This is a genomic window from Streptococcus oralis, from assembly GCF_026782285.1.
In the GTDB taxonomy this organism is placed as follows: domain Bacteria; phylum Bacillota; class Bacilli; order Lactobacillales; family Streptococcaceae; genus Streptococcus; species Streptococcus oralis_CG.
In genome coordinates this window covers 16,376-39,358 of sequence record NZ_JAKUWG010000011.1, presented here as the reverse complement: position 1 = coordinate 39,358, position 22,983 = coordinate 16,376, and the positions used below count along the sequence as shown (strand labels likewise).

At 41.7% G+C, this 22,983-nt stretch carries 18 protein-coding genes and 1 pseudogene; 11 read left to right on the top strand and 8 right to left on the bottom strand.

Annotated features, from left to right (window positions below; translation table 11 throughout):
• From MK403_RS09100 to MK403_RS09075, 6 genes and pseudogenes are all read right to left on the bottom strand, one after another.
• Window positions 1-1,009, bottom strand: a pseudogene (locus MK403_RS09100) (IS3 family transposase); the annotation flags it as partial.
• A gap of 69 nt (window positions 1,010-1,078) precedes the next feature.
• Window positions 1,079-2,065, bottom strand: a complete 987-nt coding sequence (locus tag MK403_RS09095; RefSeq protein ID WP_084925290.1) for a LacI family DNA-binding transcriptional regulator — start codon at window positions 2,063-2,065, stop codon at window positions 1,079-1,081.
• Between the two features lie 9 nt (window positions 2,066-2,074).
• Window positions 2,075-2,875 (bottom strand): DUF1189 domain-containing protein, encoded by an 801-nt coding sequence (locus MK403_RS09090; protein ID WP_268709638.1) that lies wholly within the window; start codon window positions 2,873-2,875, stop codon window positions 2,075-2,077.
• A 180-nt stretch (window positions 2,876-3,055) separates the two neighbouring features.
• A complete protein-coding gene (locus MK403_RS09085) occupies window positions 3,056-3,898 on the bottom strand; it encodes a sugar ABC transporter permease (RefSeq protein ID WP_001065641.1) in 843 nt (280 codons plus the stop codon).
• A gap of 1 nt (window position 3,899) precedes the next feature.
• The gene (locus MK403_RS09080) at window positions 3,900-5,192 is read right to left on the bottom strand and encodes a sugar ABC transporter permease (RefSeq protein ID WP_268709637.1); all 1,293 of its coding nucleotides are present in this window, start codon (window positions 5,190-5,192) and stop codon (window positions 3,900-3,902) included.
• Between the two features lie 124 nt (window positions 5,193-5,316).
• The gene (locus tag MK403_RS09075; protein WP_268709636.1) at window positions 5,317-6,588 is read right to left on the bottom strand and encodes an extracellular solute-binding protein; all 1,272 of its coding nucleotides are present in this window, start codon (window positions 6,586-6,588) and stop codon (window positions 5,317-5,319) included.
• Between the two features lie 478 nt (window positions 6,589-7,066).
• Here MK403_RS09075 and malQ point away from each other — a divergent pair, with 478 nt between their 5' ends.
• From malQ to MK403_RS09060, 3 genes are all read left to right on the top strand, one after another.
• Entirely contained in the window at window positions 7,067-8,584 is a 1,518-nt protein-coding gene (gene malQ, locus MK403_RS09070; RefSeq protein ID WP_049501519.1) for a 4-alpha-glucanotransferase, read from the top strand.
• 24 nt (window positions 8,585-8,608) lie between these two features.
• Window positions 8,609-10,867 (top strand): glycogen/starch/alpha-glucan family phosphorylase, encoded by a 2,259-nt coding sequence (gene glgP, locus MK403_RS09065; RefSeq protein WP_084856257.1) that lies wholly within the window; start codon window positions 8,609-8,611, stop codon window positions 10,865-10,867.
• A gap of 250 nt (window positions 10,868-11,117) precedes the next feature.
• Complete coding sequence (locus MK403_RS09060; RefSeq protein ID WP_009013759.1) at window positions 11,118-11,324, top strand: hypothetical protein; 207 nt, start codon at window positions 11,118-11,120, stop codon at window positions 11,322-11,324.
• 110 nt (window positions 11,325-11,434) lie between these two features.
• On the opposite strand, the gene MK403_RS09055 is transcribed toward MK403_RS09060, so the two are convergent.
• Entirely contained in the window at window positions 11,435-12,283 is an 849-nt protein-coding gene (locus MK403_RS09055) for a putative RNA methyltransferase (protein WP_268709635.1), read from the bottom strand.
• A 151-nt stretch (window positions 12,284-12,434) separates the two neighbouring features.
• On the opposite strand from MK403_RS09055, the gene MK403_RS09050 reads away from it, so the two are divergent.
• Together MK403_RS09050 and MK403_RS09045 are read left to right on the top strand one after the other, a co-directional pair.
• Window positions 12,435-12,713 (top strand): DUF6110 family protein, encoded by a 279-nt coding sequence (locus tag MK403_RS09050; protein ID WP_000910910.1) that lies wholly within the window; start codon window positions 12,435-12,437, stop codon window positions 12,711-12,713.
• Between the two features lies 1 nt (window position 12,714).
• Window positions 12,715-14,775, top strand: a complete 2,061-nt coding sequence (locus MK403_RS09045) for a heavy metal translocating P-type ATPase (protein ID WP_000008775.1) — start codon at window positions 12,715-12,717, stop codon at window positions 14,773-14,775.
• Between the two features lie 77 nt (window positions 14,776-14,852).
• Here MK403_RS09045 and tyrS read toward each other — a convergent pair whose 3' ends face one another.
• A complete protein-coding gene (gene tyrS / locus MK403_RS09040; RefSeq protein WP_268709634.1) occupies window positions 14,853-16,109 on the bottom strand; it encodes a tyrosine--tRNA ligase in 1,257 nt (418 codons plus the stop codon).
• A 140-nt stretch (window positions 16,110-16,249) separates the two neighbouring features.
• Between tyrS and pbp1b the strand changes: the two genes are divergently transcribed.
• The 6 genes from pbp1b to MK403_RS09010 all read left to right on the top strand — a co-directional run bounded on the left by pbp1b (window position 16,250) and on the right by MK403_RS09010 (window position 22,901).
• Window positions 16,250-18,712: a penicillin-binding protein PBP1B gene (gene pbp1b / locus MK403_RS09035; protein WP_268709633.1), complete on the top strand. Its 2,463-nt coding sequence runs from the start codon at window positions 16,250-16,252 to the stop codon at window positions 18,710-18,712.
• Window positions 18,713-18,793: 81 nt separating this feature from the next.
• On the top strand, window positions 18,794-19,702 hold the full coding sequence (locus MK403_RS09030; RefSeq protein WP_001046351.1) for a DMT family transporter: 909 nt from the start codon (window positions 18,794-18,796) through the stop codon (window positions 19,700-19,702).
• 85 nt (window positions 19,703-19,787) lie between these two features.
• Complete coding sequence (dapD, locus tag MK403_RS09025) at window positions 19,788-20,486, top strand: 2,3,4,5-tetrahydropyridine-2,6-dicarboxylate N-acetyltransferase (protein ID WP_000127455.1); 699 nt, start codon at window positions 19,788-19,790, stop codon at window positions 20,484-20,486.
• A 69-nt stretch (window positions 20,487-20,555) separates the two neighbouring features.
• The gene (locus tag MK403_RS09020) at window positions 20,556-21,686 is read left to right on the top strand and encodes an N-acetyldiaminopimelate deacetylase (RefSeq protein WP_038806484.1); all 1,131 of its coding nucleotides are present in this window, start codon (window positions 20,556-20,558) and stop codon (window positions 21,684-21,686) included.
• An 11-nt stretch (window positions 21,687-21,697) separates the two neighbouring features.
• A complete protein-coding gene (locus MK403_RS09015) occupies window positions 21,698-22,237 on the top strand; it encodes a 5-formyltetrahydrofolate cyclo-ligase (protein ID WP_000642765.1) in 540 nt (179 codons plus the stop codon).
• On the top strand, window positions 22,221-22,901 hold the full coding sequence (locus tag MK403_RS09010) for a rhomboid family intramembrane serine protease (protein ID WP_000658468.1): 681 nt from the start codon (window positions 22,221-22,223) through the stop codon (window positions 22,899-22,901). Before MK403_RS09015 ends, MK403_RS09010 begins: the two co-directional genes overlap by 17 nt.
• Window positions 22,902-22,983 lie beyond the last annotated feature (82 nt).

Sequence of the window (22,983 nt, the reverse complement as noted above, 5' to 3'; positions counted from 1 at the left end):
TTCTCATAGTATTTCTCTGTAAAGGCCTGCTCCAGCATAGCTTTCACTTGTTCTAAATTAGGAGAACAAGAAAGATTATAGGCGATAATTTCGCTATTAAAGCCATCTAAAACTGGTGATAAGTAAAGCTTTTGAGTACTTGCTGGAATGGCAAACTCAGTCACATCCGTATAGCACTTTTCCATTGTTTTGGCTGCTTCAAATTGGCGCTGAATAAGATTCTCTGCTTTATTGCCAATCTCTCCTTGGTAGGAAGAATACTTCCGTTTCCGACGAATTCGAGCCGCTAAACCAAGTACTTTCATCAGACGTTGGACCTTTTTATGATTGACCGAATAACCACGATTTCTTAGTTCTAAGTGAATCCGACGATAACCATAATTTCCTTTATGCTCATGATAAATTGACTGAATTTCAATTTTAATATCTTGATTCTTATCTGGTTTATCTAGCTGTTTTAAGTGGTAATAATAGGTTGAACGGGCAAGCTTAATAATCTTTAGGAGAATGTCTAAAGAAAACTCTGTTACCAATCCTCGGACAATTTCCGTTTTTCTTCTGTCTCTTTTTCCTCCTTCAATCGGAGTTCTCTCAACTTTTTTAGAATGGCATTCTCCGCTCTCAGGTACTCATTTTCTGCTTGAAGACGTTCTAATTCTGTCAGTTCTTCAGGTTTCTTCTTTGGCTTACGTCCCATTTTAGGCGGTCTCCCTTTTGTTTTCTCAACAATAGTATACGCGTTTTTCTTGTATTTCGCTAGCCAGTTAAGAAGTATCGTACGACTTGGGAGACCGTATTCAAGAGAAACTCTATCTTTAGTCCAGCCTTCATGTAAGACTTTATTAATCATTTCTTGTTTTAATTCAGGAGAATAGTAACGATCAATCAATTTAATCATGTATCTAAGATTAGAATTGTTTATCCCAAATTTATTTGAAAGCTTCTCTAAGCTATATCCTTGTTTTCTAAGTTCATAGATCTGAACTTTATCTTCATAACTCAATTTCATAATAAAAACACCCCAAAAGTTAGATTTTTTCTGTCTAACTTTTGGGGTGCAGTTCACTGGAGCTGGTATTTATTTTTCGATAATTTTGTGGGCAATCAACTGACGGTAACAAATCTGTCTATTATTTTTCGCGTCATTGATAATCTGCAAAATTGTTTCAAATGATGTTCGTCCAAGTTCAAGACTATTGATATCAACATAGGCTACTAGGTCGAGTCGAGGATTGACAGAGTCGAAACTCAAGACAGGAACAGTTAACTGATGCTTACTGATGTAATCACAAACCCCTTCAGCCAAAAGGCTGTCGGTTGTGATGATGGCATCAATCTGCGGATCATGCTTAAACAGGAGTTTGCTGAATTGATACCCCTTTTCTTCTAGAAATTCATTTGCAAAGTAGGTCAGGTTAGTATCAATCGAAAGTTGGTGTTGTTTGAGTGCCAATTCGTAACCTTTTAGACGGTCTTGTGTAACGAAAAGTTTCTTGGTTCCTCCAATAAAGGCAATTCTGCTGCAGCCCTTTTTGATGAAATACTCAGTTGCATCAAAACCGGCTTGGACATTATCATTGTCGACAAGTGGGATAAAGGGTGAGAGGGATTTTCCAAGGATGAGGAAAGGAAACTGTTCTTCCGCTACGAGCTTCACTAGTGGATCCTCTTCTTGAGCGTAGAGGAAGATTAGACCATCGACACGTTTCCCATAGACCATTTGAGAAATGGCATTGAGACGTTCCTTCTCATCTTTACCAGTTGCGATCTGAATAGCATAGTGGTTTTCAGATGCGACTTGGGCGATCCCTCGTAGGACAGATGGGAAGAAAGGATTTTGGTAGAAGGCATCTGAGTCGTCAGGCAATACCAAACCGATAACTTGAGTATAGCTGCTAACTAGACTACGAGCATTGAGATTGGGATGGTAGTTGAGTTCCTTCATTGCCTTGCGAACTCGTTTTTTGGTTTCATCACTAATCGTTGATTTGTTTTGAATAACGCGGGTTACGGTTGAAGGTGAGACACCTGCAGCCTTGGCCACATCTTTAATCGTAACGGGCATAAAAATCTCCTATTTATGATAATCTGGATCACGGAAATGTGTCTTGTAAAAAATAGTGACCAGATACAGAACAAAAAGAATGTTTTGTACAGTGATAAGGGTTGTCATATTTTGGCCAAAAAGTCCCAAAATAAGTGTAATCAGAGTTGGTAATCCTAAACAGTTCAAGATAAAATGGTAGCACTCTTTAAAGCTCCTAAATGAAAAGAGGCGTGATTTTTTGGTGATATAAAGGAGAAGACTAGCTCCAAGAGAGACAATGAAGAAATTCAATCCAAAGAGGAAGCTAGCACCAAGGACGAGAAAGAGACTGATATAGACACGGTTCTGTTGGTACCAGTCTTTAGAAATAGCCTGGGTTAAAGCTTCCTTACTTTGGAAACTCTCCGTTTGAATGGCGTGGTAGCGAATACGAGTCAGCTCTTTACTTTCCTTACTGATGACGAGTTCTTCCGTATCAAAATGAAGTTGCAAATCCTTTGGCAATTCCTTGCTTGGGCTTGGTCCAATCAGAAGGGAAGCTTGCTGATTTTTAGTCCCAGAATAGCTCAGTTTTCCATCTACTATCTGCGTATTCTCTGACAAGTCCATGATAGCTTCATCTGTCAGGGGTGTGTAGACATTATCTATAAACGTATCCAATGGATACGTTTCCTGTGAGCTGTTTTGAATGGCAATTGGAACCATAGACAAGCTGATGAGGAAAATGCTAGTAAAGAGGAGTTGAAACCAGTTGAGTCCGAAACGTTTTGACAGGGGCTTACGAAATCCCCAGATACTAGTAAAATACGAGAATGGATATGGAAGCATAGGCATCTTTCTAAAAGTGTTTTCTATATGAGTAATATTATATAGAGAAATGTACTTTATTTCAAGTCTAGTAGATAAAGTGCTTATTGAAAAGCGGCTCTTATTACTATTTGTCGTCTTGAGTCTAATCTTTCAACTTTAGAAACAAGATCCAAAATGAAAAAGGGTGGCGGGGATAGATTATCCCTTGTCGCCACCACTTGTAAGTCCTGAAACAAAGTTCTTTTGTAGGAAGAAGAAGAGAATACAGATTGGAAGCGCGATGAGGATAGCACCTGCTGAGAAGTAGGCGATCTTCATGTTTTTCACATTGCTAACGAAGGTTTGGAGACCGACGGCAACAGTAAAGTATTCTTTCTCACGAAGCAAGAAACTAGAGAGGATGTAGTCTCCGAAAGGCCCCATGAAGGCCCAGAGAGCTTGTACAGCTACCATTGGGCGAACAAGTGGGAGAACAATTTGCCAGAAGCGACGGAAGTGTCCTGCACCATCTAGTTTCGCAGATTCGTCAAGAGACATTGGCACGGTATCAAAGTAACCTTTCATGAGCCAAGCATTCATCGGAATACCTCCACCGACGTAGAGGAAGATGAGGAACCAGCTGTGGTTAAGGGCGTTCAACATAAGTGCCATAACGAAGAAGGCAGTCAAGGCGGCCATAGTTGGCACCATTTGGATGATCAAGAAGAAGACCAAACTTTGTTTACGAGCCAAGAAGTTGTAACGGCTGTAAGCATAACCAGCAAGTACGATGATACTTGTTTGAACAACCATGGTAATCAAGGCGATAATCAAGGTATTGAGATACCAAGTACCGTATAAGGTTTCAGTAAAGAGTCCTTTAAAGTTATCAAAATTGAAGTCGATGTTAGTATCTAGTTTAAAGGCTGCGACGTTACCTGCTTTAAAGGCTGACATGATGGTAATCAAAAGTGGATAGATAATGACAATTGATAGGCCAATCAAGTAGAGGTAAGTGAGGGTTTGAGTCAGTCTACGTTTGAGTTTGATTGAGTTATTCATCTTAGACGTCCTCCATATCAAATGCGTGTAGTTTCTTGAATGCGATCATAGAGATTGAGATGACAATGATAGAGATGATCAAGGTAACAGCTGCCGCCATTGAGTATTGAGGAGATGTACCTGTTGTCAAACGGTAAATCCATGAGATCAAGATATCAGTTGAACCAGCTCCACCACCAACGCTACCAGGACCTCCACCGTTGAAGAGGTACATGATAGAGAAGTTGTTAAAGTTGAAGGTGTATTGGCTGATCAATGTTGGTGCCGCAACAGCCAAAATCATAGGGAAAGTGATGTTGCGGAATTTTTGCCAAGCATTGGCACCATCGATGTAAGCCGCTTCATAGAGGTCGTTAGGGATAGACTGCAAGATACCCAAGGTCAAAACGTAGATATATGGGAATCCCAGCCAACCCTGCATCATAATCAAGGCAATCTTCGTCCAAGTTGGATTTGTTTTCCAAGGGATAAGAGCTCCATCTAGGAAAGGAAGGACCTTAGACAAAAGAGGCAAGACTTGAGTGTTGATGGCACCAACACTATCGTTAAACATATTTGAGAATGTCAGGATAGTGATGAAGGCTGGAACAGCCCAAGGAAGAAGGAAAATAACACCAAAGATACGTTTTCCTTTGATAAATGGTTGGTTAGCAATGATAGCGGTGAAGATACCAATCACAATCTGCAAAGTAGAAGCAGACAAGGCCCAGATGATGGTCCAAGAAAGAACGGAACCAAAGGCTGAACGGAAGGTACTTAAGCTCCAGATGTTTGTGAAGTTAGTCAAACCAACCCAGTCCAACAATTTGTTTGGTGGCAAGTGTTGGAAGTCATAGTTGGTAAAAGCAATCATCAAGGTTACGATAACTGGGAAGATAATTGCAAATGTCATCGCTACATACGATGGGATAATCAAAAGGTATGGGAATCCATTCTCATAAATACCTTTAATCATATCCTTGAAGGTACGAGCTACAGGAATACCGTCGTTGATACGTTTAGCAGTCGTATGTGCGTCCTTGATATTAAAGATATAAAAGAGTAGGTAAACGACAACAAAGATAGAGTGGAAGGCACCACGAATCAGCATGAAAAGTGAATTATCACGACCAGGTTTGTCACCAAGTGTGATCAAATTGCTCAATTCAGGGCTTGCAAGTGTTAGAAAATACAGAACAAATAAAACGGTAACACCAAGGAAAACCAATCCTTTAGCTTTTTGTTTGTTATAAATTTGTCCTAAACCAGGAATGATTGACAGCAAGGCTGCTTTGCGAGGCTGTTGTTTTTCCATGATTACTCCTTTCATAGGATGCGAGATAAAACTCGGATTCGATCGTAAGATACGTTCGTATGATAATAGGCGTATCTATATATTCAAAGGGGGATTTTGCTTCCACCCCCCTTGAACAAATCAATTATTCACCAAATTTTTGTTTAATTGTTTCCTTGATCAATGTTACAGCATCGTTAGCAGCTGTTTTCGCATCTTTCTTACCACTTACAGCTTCAAAGAGCATTGTTTTAGCTGGGTCCCAAACAGCTGACATTTGTGAGATGTTTGGCATTGGTTGAGCGTTCTTGAACTGTTCAATCACGGCTGTTGTCAACTCATCTTTTTTGCCTTCAGCATAAGTACGAGCTTCAGTATTAGCTGGGATTTCGTTTGTAGTGTCGTAGAACGCTTTTTGTTGTTCAGTTGATACAAGGAAGTCTACAAATTTTTGTGCAGCTTCAAGATTCTTAGTGCTTGATGGGATGATCCAAGCTTTACCACCACCGAATGCTGAGTAGTCTTTTCCGTTTGGAAGAGTTGGGATAGTCGCAACACCGTAGTTTACTTTAGCATCTTTGAATGCTTGAGCTTTCCAAGGGCCGTCAATGATAGCAGCAGTTTTACCTTCTTGGAATTGAGTTTGGATTAAGTTTGGAGCTCCTTCAGTATCTTGCATACCTTTAGGCCATTTTTCGTACCAAGATTTAGCATAGTTGATAGCTGTAATTGAACCTTCGTTTGCAAGTCCGATATCTTTAGGATCTTTACCGTTTTGTCCGAATACGTAACCACCGTTACCAGCAAGGAGTCCGTATGCGTAGTAGAAGTTTGTCCAGTCAGCTAGGAAGGCAGTAGTTTTGCCATCTTCACCAGCGAAGGCGTATTTGCTGTCTTTAGCAAGGTTTTCCAAATCAGCAAATGTTTTAGGAGCTTCTTTCAGCAAGTCTTTGTTATAGTACAAAACGAGTGATTCGATAACAGCTGGAGCACCATAGACTTTACCGTCAGCAGCTGTTACAAGAGATTTAGTTTTATCATCTGTTTTAGCGCCGTCGCTCAATTTCACTTCTGAAAGTTGTCCGTCAGTACCAAGGCTACCTACGCGGTCGTATGGTGCCATCATAACGTCAGCAGCTTGACCTGATTGGTTGTCAAGAGAAAGTTTGTCAAGACCACCCATTTGGTCACCAGATTTGATGTTAACTTTTGTTCCTGATTCTTTTTCATAAGCTGCAGCAACTTTTTCAGCGTAGGCTTTGTATTGATCTTCAACGTAGAAAGTGATTTCTTTTGCTTCAGATGAGCTAGTATCAGCTGCTTTATCAGCAGTTTTGCTTCCGCAAGCTACCAAAAGTAAGCTAGCAAGAGTAGCAGTTCCGAGCACAGCAGCGCTCTTCATGAATTTAGATGACATAGTGTATTCCTCCTAAAGAATAACAAAAATAATTTAATGAGAAAACGCAAACGTTTTCTTTTATGGGACTAGTATAGCACAATCAGAAAACGGTTGCAAGCGTTTTTAGAAAAAATTTTAAAAAAATTTTAAGGTTTCAAATTTTTATCAATGCCTTTATATAGGAGAAAACTTCAACTTTTAGTTTTTCTCGCTTTGAAAATGTCTAAGGGAAACGATTGCATTGATTAGGCTGATTTTTTAGCAAAAATGAGAGTATTTTTAGTTCCGACTATCTTAAATTATAAAAACTTTATAAGAAAAGTGTTCATTTCATAAAATAACAGTGAAACCAAGATTCATCCAAAGAAAAAGAAATCAAAAAAAGTTTCTAAAACCGCTTGCATTTGTTTTTGAAATACGTTATACTTAAACTGACGCAAACGTTTGCGCCTTGAATTGCGCAACGTTTTATTACAAAAATACATGAGGTGCTATTATGAAAAAACGTCAGAGTGGTGTGTTGATGCACATCTCTTCTCTACCAGGAGCATACGGGATTGGATCATTTGGCCAAAGCGCCTATGATTTCGTTGATTTCTTGGTTCGTACCAAGCAACGTTACTGGCAAATCCTCCCTCTTGGGACAACAAGCTATGGAGATTCTCCATACCAATCATTCTCAGCCTTTGCTGGAAATACGCATTTTATCGACCTTGATATCTTGGTAGAGCAAGGCTTGCTCGAAGCCAGTGACCTTGAAGGTGTTGACTTTGGTAGCGATGCATCTGAAGTTGATTATGCGAAGATTTATTATGCACGTCGTCCGCTTTTAGAAAAAGCAGTTAAACGCTTCTTGGAAGTGGGAGATGTCAAAGATTTTGAGAAGTTTGCTCAAGACAACCAATCATGGCTTGAACTCTTCGCTGAGTATATGGCGATCAAAGAGCATTTTGACAATCTTGCTTGGACAGAATGGCCAGATGCAGATGCTCGTGCCCGTAAAGCTTCAGCGCTTGAAAGCTACCGTGAGAAATTGGCAGACAAGTTGGTTTACCACCGTGTGACACAATACTTCTTCTTCCAACAATGGTTGAAATTGAAAGCCTACGCTAACGATAACCACATCGAAATCGTTGGGGACATGCCTATCTACGTAGCGGAAGATTCAAGCGACATGTGGGCAAATCCACACCTCTTCAAGACAGATGCCAATGGTAAAGCAACTTGCATCGCAGGATGCCCACCAGATGAGTTTTCTGCAACTGGTCAGCTTTGGGGCAACCCAATCTATGACTGGGAAGCAATGGACAAAGACGGTTACAAATGGTGGGTTGAACGCTTGCGCGAAAGCTTCAAGATCTACGATATCGTTCGTATCGACCACTTCCGTGGTTTCGAATCTTACTGGGAAATTCCTGCTGGTTCCGATACAGCAGCACCTGGTAAATGGGTGAAAGGTCCAGGCTACAAACTCTTTGCAGCCGTTAAGGAAGAGCTTGGTGAGCTAAACATCATCGCAGAAGACCTTGGTTTCATGACAGATGAAGTCATCGAGTTGCGTGAACGTACTGGCTTCCCAGGAATGAAGATTCTTCAATTCGCCTTCAACCCAGAAGATGAAAGTATCGATAGCCCACACTTGGCACCTGCCAACTCTGTTATGTACACAGGAACACACGATAATAACACTGTTCTTGGTTGGTACCGTAATGAAATCGACGATCCAACTCGTGAATACATGGCTCGTTACACGAACCGTAAAGAGTACGAAACAGTGCCACACGCAATGCTTCGCACAGTCTTTTCATCTGTTAGCTTCATGGCTATTGCAACTATGCAAGACTTGCTAGAACTAGATGAGTCAGCTCGTATGAACTTCCCATCTACTCTTGGCGGAAACTGGTCATGGCGTATGACAGCAGACCAACTCACACCAGCTGTTGAAGAAACTTTGCTTGACTTGACTACAATTTATCGCCGAATCAATGAAAATTTGGTAGAATTAAAGAAATAAGACATTATCAGGAGACACATAAACATGTTACCATTAAACGAATTTGTACAAAAACGTTACAATAAAACCATTGCAGAATGTAGCAATGAAGAGCTTTACCTTGCTCTTCTTAACTACAGCAAGCTTGCAAGCAGCCAAAAACCAGTTAACACTGGTAAGAAAAAGGTTTACTACATCTCAGCTGAGTTCTTGATCGGTAAACTCTTGTCAAACAACTTGATTAACCTTGGTCTTTATGACGAAGTTAAAAAAGAGCTTGCAGCTGCAGGTAAAGAGTTGATCGAAATCGAAGAAGTAGAATTGGAACCATCACTTGGTAACGGTGGTTTGGGACGTTTGGCAGCCTGCTTTATCGACTCAATCGCTACACTTGGTTTGAATGGTGACGGTGTTGGATTGAACTACCACTTCGGTCTTTTCCAACAAGTTCTTAAAAACAACCAACAAGAAACAATTCCTAACGCTTGGTTGACAGAGCAAAACTGGTTGGTACGCTCAAGCCGTAGCTACCAAGTGCCATTTGCACACTTCACATTGACATCTACCCTTTATGATATTGATGTACCTGGTTACAAGACAGCTACTAAAAACCGCTTGCGTTTGTTTGACTTGGATTCAGTTGATTCTTCTATCATCGAAGATGGTATCAACTTTGACAAGACAGATATCGCTCGCAACTTGACTCTCTTCCTTTACCCAGACGATAGCGACAAGCAAGGTGAATTGCTCCGTATCTTCCAACAATACTTCATGGTTTCAAACGGTGCGCAATTGATCATCGACGAAGCAATCGAAAAAGGAAGCAACTTGCATGACCTTGCAGACTACGCTGTTGTACAAATCAACGATACTCACCCATCAATGGTGATTCCTGAATTGATCCGTCTCTTGACTGCGCGAGGTATCGAGCTTGATGAAGCAATCTCAATCGTACGTAGCATGACTGCCTACACTAACCACACAATCCTTGCTGAAGCCCTTGAAAAATGGCCTCTTGAATTCTTGGAAGAAGTGGTTCCTCACTTGGTACCAATCATCGAAGAATTGGACCGTCGTGTGAAGGCAGAATACAAAGACCCAGCTGTTCAAATCATCGATGAGAGCGGACGTGTTCACATGGCTCACATGGATATCCACTACGGATACAGTGTAAACGGGGTTGCAGCTCTTCACACTGAAATCTTGAAGAACTCAGAGTTGAAAGCTTTCTACGACATCTACCCAGAAAAATTCAACAACAAAACAAACGGTATCACATTCCGTCGTTGGCTCATGCATGCTAACCCAAGCTTGTCTCACTACTTGGATGAGATTCTTGGACATGGTTGGCACCATGAAGCAGATGAGCTTGAAAAACTCTTGTCATACGAAGACAAGGCTGCTGTTAAAGAAAAATTGGAAAGCATCAAGGCTCACAACAAACGTAAATTGGCTCGTCACTTGAAAGAACACCAAGGTGTGGAAATCAATACAAACTCTATCTTTGACATCCAAATCAAACGTCTTCACGAGTACAAACGCCAACAAATGAACGCTTTGTATGTGATCCACAAATACCTTGATATCAAGGCTGGTAACATCCCTGCTCGTCCTATCACAGTATTCTTCGGTGGTAAAGCTGCTCCTGCCTACACAATCGCTCAAGACATCATTCACTTGATCCTTTGCTTGTCAGAAGTGATTGCTAACGACCCAGCTGTAGCTCCACACTTGCAAGTCGTAATGGTTGAAAACTACAACGTTACTGCAGCAAGCTTCTTGATCCCAGCATGTGACATCTCAGAACAAATCTCACTTGCTTCTAAAGAAGCTTCAGGTACTGGTAACATGAAATTCATGTTGAACGGTGCTTTGACTCTTGGTACTATGGACGGTGCTAACGTGGAAATCGCTGAGTTGGTTGGCGACGAAAACATCTATATCTTTGGTGAAGATTCAGAAACTGTTATCGACCTTTACGCAAAAGCAGCTTACAAATCAAGCGAATTCTATGCTCGTGAAGCTATCAAACCTTTGGTTGACTTCATTGTGAGCGATGCTGTTCTTGCAGTAGGTAAGAAAGAACGCTTGGAACGTCTTTACAACGAATTGATCAACAAAGACTGGTTCATGACTCTCCTTGACTTGGAAGACTACATTAAAGTCAAAGAGCAAATGCTTGCTGACTACGAAGACCGCGACGCATGGTTGGATAAAGTCATCGTTAACATTGCCAAAGCAGGATTCTTCTCATCTGACCGTACAATCGCTCAGTACAACGAAGATATCTGGCACTTGAACTAAGATACAAAATTTATACTAATCACTTTGTAAAAAAAGCGAATTTCAATTGAAATTCGCTTTTTTGAATGATGTGGATTTTAGCCAATCAGGTCTAAAAAGAGATAAATCATAGATACGTTGAAGTTTTAGAAATACTGCTTTTTACTGTATTTCAGTCTCATGATTCTTCGTAGTTGATGGCCTCGTATTTCTTGTATCCGCTTATAATTTGTATTATAATAGCATTGTGGTGAAGAAAGAAGGTGTTTTTATGTGGAAAAAATATTTTTCAAAATATAAATGGACTGATTTATTTTGGATACTATTTGTGGTTTTGTCATCACTCTCGATGGGGAATCGTACTCTTTTTCCACTTACCCATCAAGAAATCTCTTATCATGGGTGCTATTTGGGGATTACACTTGCCTCATTTCACTTATTATTCATTGATAAATTTGTCATTTCGAATCGAAAATAAATGGAGAGGTTAAAATTTTTTCCACTTTTCGGATAGACAGTTGAAAAATCGCGATTTAAACCCACACCTCAAGAAGAGGTGCGGGTTTTTGTCTTATCTGAAAGATTTGTTTACCGTACTTTCCCAACTAGAATCTCTGCTTCAATGGTAATCTCTGTCAGTTGGCTCCAGTCAATCTTGGTATGGTCAACGTGAAAGAGTAAGGGCGTCATGGCAAGCAGGGCTTGGCGTTGCTCAGCCGAGATAGGTTTTGTTAAGGAAGCAATCTGACTAGATTGGATGCTGAAATGTTCCTGGAAATGTTCTTTGATATCTTGGTTGGAATAATCCTTCTTTGTCAGCTGGTCCTGCACCATTTGACGGATTTCTTTGAGGTGATTTTCAGTTGGGATGACCTTGATCAAAATACCGTCTTTGGATAAAACGCGACGGAATTCCCCATAGTTGGCAGGCGAGAAGATATCAAGCAGGATATCCATGCTGGCGTCTTTTATAGGAAGACGAGCCAGGTCGCCGACAAACCAGTTGACCGCCCAGTTTGGTTCGCTTTTGGCAGCGATTTGAACGGAATCTTTTGAAATATCAAAGGCGTAAAAGGTTTTGTCAGAGTGACTTTCTTGGAGTTTACGAGAGTAGAAACCTTCGCCACAACCGATATCCAAGACTGTTTTTGCGGATGGATTAGTTGTTAGTAAGTCCGAGATACCTTCTAAAATAGCCTGATAAAAACCAGCTTCAAGAATTTGCTGGCGGTTTTGGAAGTTTTCCTTGTCGTAGTTGGCAGATTGCTTGATTTGCGGAGCCAAGTTGACATAGCTGAATTTTGCCAGATCAAAAGAATGGCGGTTGCTACACTTGAGGCTAGACTCTACCAAGGCCAGATTTTCTTGGCAGATAGGGCAGGAAAAGGCAGTCGCAGAAGCAAAACGCTGAAGTTTGGGTTTGAGGTTTGTATTCATAGTTTAAGTGTATCAAAAGAGGCAAATGAAAGCAACTTTAGAAATAAGTAGATGGGAGATTCAGTAGAAATAAAACTAATTCTCCAATTTATAGAATAAAATTGCTTTTATATCTAAATTTCTATATAATAATGATAAGGAGGAAATAAGTATGTTAAAAGAAGTATTAACCGTTGCAAAAGTTGCGAAAAAATCATCACTCTTTTTGGGTGGTGTCGCATTTGGTACCCTTGGTTTGAAAATCTTGGCAAGTAAGGAAGCTAAAAAAGGTTATTCTAAAGCTTTGGCTAAGGCTTACAAGTTGAAAGACGGGCTAGATGCATCTGTTTCTGTTGTGAAACAACATGGAGACGATGTCTTGCAAGATGCCAAATATTTGTACGAGCAAGAGAAAAAAGAAGAGCAATTAGATAGCCTTATAGGAGAATAATATGTCTTTTAAAGTGCTACATAGAGGATACCAACATATCCGACTATCATCTTCTTTTTCACTCACCTTGGATATTCAAGACTATCTTCGTTCCTTGGCGAGAGATGAAAAGGGGATTGAGTCTATCCAGTTTTACATGGATCAACAGCACTTTACTCTACGCATAAAAGAAGGCTTTTCTGTATTAGATAATGCAGAAGCCTTTTTAAAAAGAATTGATAAAGGGAAAGTTTCTGAGTTGATGACTCTTCCCATTCGTAGAGAAGAGAGTGCTTATTCTATTGTTTCAGGTGCAGCGATTAAGCGTGTACTTTTTCGTAGTTTTGTGCCGTATCCTATTCGCTATATATGGACTTGTTATCAGGCTTTGGGTTATATTAGAGAAGCCTATCAAACACTAGCGCGTAAGGAACTAACGATGGAAGTCTTGGACTGTTCGGCGATTTTATTGTCCTTGTTTATGAACCAATCCAAGACAGCTAGCAATATCATGTTTATGCTTGATTTGGGGAATCATTTAGATCAGTGGTCTTTGAAAAAAACTGCAACAGATTTAGAACAAAGCCTTCTTGCAAAAGAGAGCGACGTATTCTTAGTACAGGGCGATACGGTTGTTAGTATCAAGAGTTCCGATGTTCAAATAGGAGATGTCTTGGTCCTATCTCAAGGAAATGAAATTCTGTTTGATGGACAAGTAGTTTCAGGTTTAGGTATGGTCAACGAAAGTTCCTTGACGGGAGAGAGTTTTCCAGTTGAAAAAAGAGAGTCTGATTTGGTTTGTGCAAATACAGTATTAGAAACTGGAGAGTTACGCATTCGTGTAACCGATAATCAGATGAACAGCCGGATTTTACAACTGATTGAGTTAATGAAGAAATCTGAAGAAAACAAGAAAACGAAACAACGCTATTTCATCAAGATGGCGGATAAGGTCGTCAAATATAATTTCTTGGGGGCTGGGCTAACTTACCTATTAACAGGTTCTTTTTCTAAGGCTATTTCTTTCCTATTAGTCGATTTCTCCTGCGCTTTGAAAATCTCTACTCCTGTAGCTTATTTGACAGCTATCAAGGAGGGGTTGAACCGTGAAATGGTGATTAAGGATGGGGATGTTCTGGAGAAATATCTGGAAGTTGATACTTTCTTGTTTGATAAGACGGGAACAATCACAACTAGTTATCCTATAGTTGAAAAGGTGTTACCTTTTGGGGACTATAGTGAGGAAGATATTCTCAGAATCAGTGCCTGTCTTGAGGAACACATTTATCATCCTATTGCTAATGCCATCGTCAAGCAAGCTGAGATAGAGGGAATTGAACATGAGGAAATGCATGGGAAACTCCAATATATTGCAAGCAAGGGGATCAAATCTCATATAGATGGCCAACCAGTTCTTATTGGGAATTATGTCTTGATGCAGGATGAGCAGATTCATATCAGTTCAGAACAAAATGCTTTAATTGAAGAGTACAAGAGTCACTACAATCTCTTATTCTTGGCTTATCAGAATGAATTGATTGGAATGTTCTGCATTCATACTCCTTTGAGAAAAGAAGCAAAAGCAGCCTTGGAGAAACTTAAGGCACAAGGGAAAAAATTGATTCTGGCAACAGGGGACACCTTGGTTAGGACAGAGGAATTAGTCAAAGATTTGCCCTTTGATCAGGTCTATACAGACTTGAAACCTGATGGGAAATTTGAGTTAGTAGAGGAACTGCAGAAAGCAGGTCACACGATTTTGATGGTTGGAGATGGATTGAATGACTCAGCGGCTCTAACCCTATCAGATATCGGTGTGGTGATGAATGAGAGTGCAGATATTTCTAAGCAGATGAGCGATATCTTATTGTTAGATAATCGTTTGGATTTCTTCCAAGAGTTGGATTGGCTATCATCATCTTTGCAAACACTCATCAAGAAGAATATTCAAGATACCGTTGTCGTAAATAGTAGTTTGATTGGCTTTGGCTTGTTTAATTGGCTCAGTCCTTCAAACCTCTCTATCCTACATAATCTAACAACCTTACGCATAGTCCTGCGTAGCCTGTCTATTAAGGGATAGGTGGGGACTATTCACAGCAAAAAGGAGTTACCTTTCTCGAGGGTAACTCCTTTGTTTATAGGTAAATGTTTAACAATTTAGTAAGTCAACACAAAGTATTTCTTCTTCCCGCGGCGGATAACAGTGAGTTCGTTTTCTAACTTATCTGCGTCACTCAAGACATAGTCAAGGTCTTGGATACGGTCGCCGTTGACGTAGATAGCTCCGTTTTGGACGTCTTCACGGGCTTGGCGTTTTGAATTCACCACACCAGATGACACGAGGAGTTCCACGATATTGTGGTTTTCGTCTGCTTTTACTTGGTAGTTTGGCACTCCACGAAGTCCTTGTTTGAGTTCTTTGACAGAAAGGTTTTTGATGTTTCCAGCAAAGAGTTGCTCGGTGATGTTGAGGGCTTCCTTGTAGGCTTCTTCGCCGTGAACAAGTGTCACGACTTCACGAGCCAAGACTTTCTGAGCCAAGCGTTCGTGTGGCGCCGCTTCAAACTGTTTACGGATGTCTTCGATCTCATCCAGTGACAAGAAAGTAAAGATTTTCAAGAAGCGAACGGCGTCAGCATCCATGACGTTCATCCAGAATTGGTACATTTCGTATGGGGAAGTCTTTTCAGGATTGAGCCAGACTGCGTTTCCTTCTGATTTACCAAATTTCTTACCAGTTGCGTCTGTGATGAGTGGCACAGTGATCACGTGACCAGTCTTGTCAGCCTTCCGACGAAGCAATTCGGTACCTGCGGTCATATTTCCCCACTGGTCAGAACCACCGATTTGTAGCGTTACGTTGTGCTCTTGGTTAAGGACAAAGAAGTCGTACCCTTGCATGATTTGGTAAGCAAACTCTGTGTAAGAAATCCCTGTCTCGATCCGTTTTTTCACAGACTCCTTACTCATCATGTAGTTGACAGTGAAGTATTTTCCGACATCACGGAGGAAGTCAATGAAGCTGATGCTGCCAAACCAGTCGTAGTTGTTGACCATGACAGCTTTATTTTCACCATTTTCAAAGTCAAGAAAACGAGAAAGTTGTCCTTGGATAGACTTGACCCAGCCATCTACTGTGTCTTTTGTTTGGAGACTACGCTCAGCATCTTTGAAGGACGGATCTCCGATGAGACCAGTAGCACCGCCAACGAGCGCATAAGGTTTGTGACCTGCTAGTTGCAAACGACGACTTGTCAAGATTGCGACAAGGTGACCGAGGTGAAGGCTGTCAGCAGTTGGATCGTAGCCAGTATAATAAGAAACTTGACCTTCTTCTAGGGCTTTACGCAAAGCTTCTTCATCAGTCGTTTGAAAAATCAAACCACGCTCTTTTAGCTCATCAAAAATGTGCATGTGTCTTTTCTCCTTTATAAAATATTGTTTCTACCTATTGTATCACAAACTTGGTCAATAGCCTAGTGGAATAGGGAAGAAAGTGGCTATTTTATTGAAAGTTTCCCTTTTATGGTATAATAAAGAAAGTGAGGACATTCATGAAAAAAAGAAACAATGAATTAAAAACAAAGTTGCTGCAATTTTTCCAGCAACTATCTGTCAAATGGAAGAAAAAACAAGCAAGTAAAAAGATCAATAAGAAAGTGGCTTCTTCTGACAAAGTCAGAAGGGTTGGGTCTATTTTGGCTAAGATTTTGAGTGCTTTTAAAGTGACCTTCAACACTCTCTTTATCCTAGGCCTTATCGGTGGCATGTTTGGCGCTGGAGTGGCTATGGGCTATGGCGTCGCTCTATTTGACAAGGCTCAAGTTCCTCAAACAGAAGAACTGGTCAAGCAAGTGAAGGATATTGCCTCTATCTCAGAAATCACTTATTCTGACGGTAGTACCATTGCTTCGATTGAGGGCGATTTGTTGCGAACTTCAGTAGCTTCGGATGCTATATCAGATAATCTTAAAAAGGCTATCATTGCGACAGAGGACGAGCATTTCAATGAGCACAAGGGAGTTGTGCCTAAGGCCGTTATTCGTGCGACCTTGGGAACCTTTGTCGGTCTAGGGTCGTCCAGTGGTGGTTCGACCTTGACCCAGCAGGTTATCAAGCAGCAAGTGGTAGGGGATGCTCCCACTCTAGCTCGTAAGGCGACAGAAATCATAGATGCTCTAGCTTTAGAACGGGTTATGGGTAAGGATGAGATTTTAACAACCTACCTTAACATTGCTCCTTTTGGCCGCAATCACAAAGGTCAAAATATTGCAGGTGCCCAACAGGCTGCAGAAGGAATCTTTGGGGTCAATGCTTCGGATTTAACGGTCCCTCAAGCTGCCTTTATCGCAGGATTGCCACAGAGTCCAATCAGTTATTCTCCTTATGAATCTGATGGTAGCATGAAGAGTGATGAGGACATGGCTTTGGGGATTAAGCGTGCCAAGGATGTCCTCTACAACATGTACCGGACAGGGGCTCTAAGTCAGGAAGAGTACGATAAGTACAGAGATTATGACTTTAAGCAAGATTTTCTACCATCAGGTAGTGTCAACGGAAGCTCACGCGACTATCTTTACTTTGCAACCTTGGCAGAAGCTACAGATCGGATGTATGATTATCTAGTTGAGAGAGATCATGTCTCTGCTCAAGAGTTAAAGAATGAGTCCATCCAGAAAGCTTATCATGACCTAGCAACCAAGGAAATTGAGAATGGTGGGTATAAGATTACGACAACTATCAATAAAAACGTTCATACCGCAATGCAAAATGCGGTTGCGACCTACGGCTATCTGCTAGATGATTCGACAGGCCAGCCCGAAGTAGGGAATGTCCTCATGGACAACCAAACAGGAGCCATTCTTGGCTTTGTTGGTGGTCGTAATTACCAAGAAAATCAGAACAATCACGCTATTGACACCAAGCGTTCTCCAGCTTCAACCACTAAGCCTATACTGGCCTATGGTATCGCGATTGACCAAGGTTTGATGGGAAGCGCAAGTATCTTGTCTAACTATCCGACAAACTTTGCAAACGGCAATCCCATCATGTATGTCAATAGTCCTGGTACAGGGATGATGACATTGGGAGAAGCCCTTAACTACTCATGGAATATCCCAGCTTACTGGACTTATCGTACGCTTCGGGAGAAGGGTGTTGATGTCAAGGGTTATATGGAAAAAATGGGTTATGAAATCCCAGAATATGGCATTGAAAGTCTGCCGATGGGTGGGGGGATTGATGTTACAGTCGCCCAGCATACCAATGGTTATCAGACCTTGGCTAATAATGGGGTCTACCACAAGAAACATATGATTGCCAAGATCGAATCGACGACGGGACAAGTGATTTATGAACATAAAAGTCAACCTGTACAAGTTTATTCAAAAGCGACAGCGACCATCATGCAAAGTCTACTTCGTGATGTCATTTCATCTCGAGTTACGTCAAGCTTTCAGACTGATTTGGCCTCTATCAACCCAAGTCTGGCTCGTGCCGACTGGATTGGAAAGACTGGTACGACCAATGAAGATGAAAATATGTGGCTCATGCTTTCTACACCTCGCTTGACTTTGGGTGGCTGGTTAGGTCACGACGACAACCGACCACTAGCCAAAGGAGCAGGCCACTACCGAAATGCCAACTATATGGCTCACTTGGTCAATGCTATCCAGCAAGCCGAACCTGGCATATGGGGAAATGAGCGCTTTAGTCTAGATCCAAGCGTGACCAAGTCTCAAGTCCTCAAATCGACAGGAGAGAAACCTGGCAAGGTCACAATCAATGGCAAAGAAGTCACCGTTTCAGGTTCTACAGTAACGAGCTATTGGGCTACTAAAGAAGGGGCGCCAGTAACCACTTACCGCTTTGCCATCGGAGGGAGCGATGCCGATTATCAAAATGCTTGGAAGAGCATTTTAGGAAGTTTACCCACTCTTCCTACCCCAACTCTCCCAAGCTCAAGTAGCAGTTCGGGAACAAGCTCATCAACTCGCTCAAATCAATCAAATCGATAGAATAAAAAAGTAGCATGATTCATTCAATAATATTTTTTCATGCTACTTTTTTCTTTTTTCATTTCGTGTTACAATAGGAGAATGAATAAGTATCAAAAGAAGATTTTTAAGGGAACTCTATATTCACTGTTGTCAGGTCTGATTTGGGGAATTTGTGGTATTTTAGGAGAATATTTTTTCGCCCATTATCAGGTGTCGTCTGGCTGGATCACTTCCATGCGCTTGCTAGTGGCAGGGAGTTTGGTTTTAGTTTTATCAGCCTTTCAGTTACGCACCCAGTTATTGGATATCTGGCGGGACAAGAAAAATTATCTGCCTTTTTTAGCCTATGCTATTCTAGGTATTTTTTCTGTGCAGTTTTTCTTTTATCTCTGTGTTGAGTATTCCAATGCGACGACAGCAACGATTTTGCAATTTATCAGTCCAGTTTTTATCTTGTTTTATAATCGTATCGTCTATCAAAAGAAGGCTTCTATCACAGCCATTCTCTATGTTTTGATTGCCATGCTAGGTGTTTTTTTGATGGCCACAAAAGGAGATTTGTCCCAGTTGTCCATGACTCCCTTAGCTTTGATCACTGGACTCCTCAGTGCTGTAGGGGTTATGTTCAACGTTATCCTGCCTCAGCGTTTTGCACGTGACTATGGTTTTGTGCCAACCGTTGGTTGGGGGATGTTGCTAGCAGGTGTTTTTAGCAATTTTCTTTATCCTATTCATCAGATTACCTTCCAACTTGATGTGACGAGCCTTTTGATTTGTTTTACTATTGCTGTGTTTGGGACGGCTTTTGCTTTTTTCCTTTCGATGAAGGCTGTGCTACTCGTCTCACCGTTAGTTGTGTCAGTTGTGAGTGCCAGTGAACCTTTATCTTCCGCATTGTTAAGTGTGCTATTTCTAGGTATGGTTTTGGATGGTTTTCTAGCTTTGGCTATGATTTTGATTATCGTCCCAATGGTTTTCTTATCAATAGAGGAAACGAAGGAAAGGTAAAATGTTCTGTTCGAGTGCTTAAGGCTTCAAATTTGAGGCCTTTTTTGGTAGAATAGGTATCATTATAACGAACCAGGAGGCGCCTATGACTGCTACAAAAATGAACGCTCAAGAGATTATCCAATTTATCGCCAATGCTGAAAAGAAAACCAGTGTCAAAGTAACCTTTGAAGGACAACTCGCAACTGCTCTACCTAGCTCTGTTGTCAAATTAGGAAATGTTTTATTCGGAGACTGGAAGGACGTCGCTCCGCTTCTCGAAGGTTTGGTAGAAAATCAAGATTATGTTGTCGAGCAAGATGCTCGTAATTCGGCAGTTCCTTTGCTAGATAAACGTGCTATCAACGCTCGTATCGAGCCAGGTGCTATTATCCGTGACCAAGTGGAAATCGGTGACAATGCTGTTATCATGATGGGAGCAGTTATCAATATCGGTGCTGAAATCGGTGCAGGAACCATGATTGATATGGGTGCCATCCTTGGTGGCCGTGCTATCGTTGGGAAAAACAGTCACGTTGGTGCAGGTGCAGTTTTGGCGGGTGTGATTGAGCCAGCTAGTGCAGATCCAGTCCGTGTCGGAGACAATGTTCTTATCGGTGCTAATGCAGTGGTTATCGAAGGGGTGCAAATCGGCAGTGGTTCAGTTGTTGCAGCAGGAGCTATTGTTACCCAAGATGTTCCAGAAAACGTTGTAGTAGCAGGTGTTCCAGCTCGTATCATCAAAGAAATTGATGCCCAAACCCAACAAAAAACAGCGCTTGAGGATGCGCTTCGTACCTTGTAATTGCAAAAGTAAAAAAGAGGCGGAACCCTTTTTCCAGCCTCTTTCTTCTATCAAAAGGAGGATCGATAGATGTTAGATTTGATTCAGACTCGACGAGATTTGCACCAGATTCCAGAGATTGGCTTGGAGGAGTTCGAGACTCAGGCTTATTTGCTGGATGTGATTGAGAAATTGACTGCGGGCAAGGACTTTGTTCAAGTTCGTACTTGGCGGACAGGTATTTTGGTTTATTTGCAGGGAAGTCAGCCGGAACGAACCATTGGTTGGCGAACAGATATTGATGGCCTGCCTATCGTCGAACAAACAGGACTGCCTTTTGCCTCTCAGCACCAAGGTCGCATGCATGCCTGTGGCCATGATTTTCATATGACCATTGCCTTAGGCTGTCTCGAGCGTGCACTTGAGGGACAACCCAAGAATAATCTGCTCTTTCTATTTCAGCCTGCTGAAGAAAATGAAGCTGGTGGGATGCTCATGTATGAGGACGGCGCTTTTGGGGACTGGCTACCAGACCAATTCTATGGCCTTCATGTTCGTCCGGATCTGAAGGTCGGACAGATTGCGACCAATACACACACTCTCTTTGCAGGGACCTGTGAGGTGAAAATTCGTTTCAAAGGAAAAGGAGGACACGCAGCTTTTCCGCATGAAGCCAATGACGCCTTGGTGGCTGCTAGTTACTTTGTAACCCAAGTGCAGTCAGTTGTCAGCCGCAATGTCAACCCCATCGAGGGAGCGGTGGTGACCTTTGGCCTTTTCCAAGCTGGAACAACCAACAATGTCATCACAGACACAGCTTTTTTACATGGAACTATTCGCGCCTTGACCCAGGAAATGAGCCTTTTGGTACAAAAGAGAGTCAAAACAGTCGCAGAAGGAGTTGCGGCAGCCTTTGGTATGGAAGTAGAAGTGGAACTCAAACAAGGGGGCTACCTGCCTGTTGAGAACAATCCAGCCTTGGCGCGTGAACTGATGGACTTCTTTGAAGAAAAAGAGGGAATTGAATTGACTGATATAGAGCCTGCTATGACAGGTGAGGACTTTGGTTACCTCCTTTCAAAAGTTGATGGCGTTATGTTCTGGCTAGGTATTGATAGTCCCTACGCCCTTCATCATCCTCAGATGAGTCCTAAGGAAGAGGCCTTAGCCATCGGGGTGGAAGCGGTCTCTAGCTTTCTTCAAAAGAAGGCGGCGGAGTAGAGGTGTTGTCTATGAAAGCAGAACTACGCAAGCAAGTCTTGCAAGAAATGAAGGCTTTATCTCAGAAGCAAAAACAGGCTATGGATCGAGTTTTAACAGAACGATTTTTGAATCACTCCTTTTACCAAGAAGCCAAAACCATCGCAACCTATCTCTCCTTCCCTCATGAATTTCAAACGCAAGGATTGATCAAGCAGGCGCTGAAGGAGGGCAAAAAGGTTCTGATACCCAAAACCTATCCCAAGGGGCGCATGGAGTTTGTGGTCTATGATCCGCAGCAGTTGGTAAAAACTTCCTTTGGTTTACTGGAACCGCAAGGAGACTTGGAAGTGGTGGAACCGTCTCAGATTGATTTAATTCATGTTCCGGGCTTGGCTTTTACAACAGAGGGCTATCGGATTGGATATGGTGGAGGCTACTACGACCGCTATCTGGAGAATTTTGCTGGGCATACTATGAGCACAATCTATCCTTGTCAAATCCAGAATTTCAACTCGGAAGATCACGATATTCCCGTCCAGGAGGTGCTAATCTATGAAGGAAATCTTTGATAAACGCTACCCTGTGACGAGTTTTTTCCTCCTAGTGACAGCTTTGGTATTTCTCTTGATGCTGATTACTACGGGTATCAACTTTGATCAAGTAAAAACTCTTTTTCAGTTTGGAGCTATGTATGGACCGATCATTCGCCTGTTCCCAGAGCAGATTTGGCGCCTATTTTCGGCTATATTTGTGCACATTGGATGGGAGCATTTCATTGTCAATATGATTTCACTTTACTTTCTTGGGCGACAGGTGGAGGAGATTTTCGGATCCAGGCAGTTCTTTTTTCTTTATATCTTATCAGGAATGATGGGCAACCTCTTTGTTTTTGCTTTCACACCGAAAGTCCTAGCAGCAGGAGCGTCCACTTCTCTTTACGGACTATTTGCTGCGATTATCGTCTTGCGCTACGCAACTCGCAACCCCTATATCCAGCAGTTAGGGCAATCCTACCTGACGCTTTTCGTGATAAATATCATTGGAAGTATTCTGATTCCAGGAATCAGCCTAGCAGGGCATATTGGTGGCGCAGTAGGCGGTGCTTTTCTAGCAGTCATCTTTCCAGTCAAATGGGAGAGAAGGATGTACAGTACCAGCCAGCGAATCGGAGCAACTGTACTTTTTGTCGCACTAGCCGTTTTCCTTTTCTATAAGGGAATGAGCTATGTGTAGGGATGGAATAGTTAAATGCAAGCACCGATTCGGTTGCTAATAAGTCATCTGCAAAGATGGCTTTTTTTATTGCAAGCTTCAA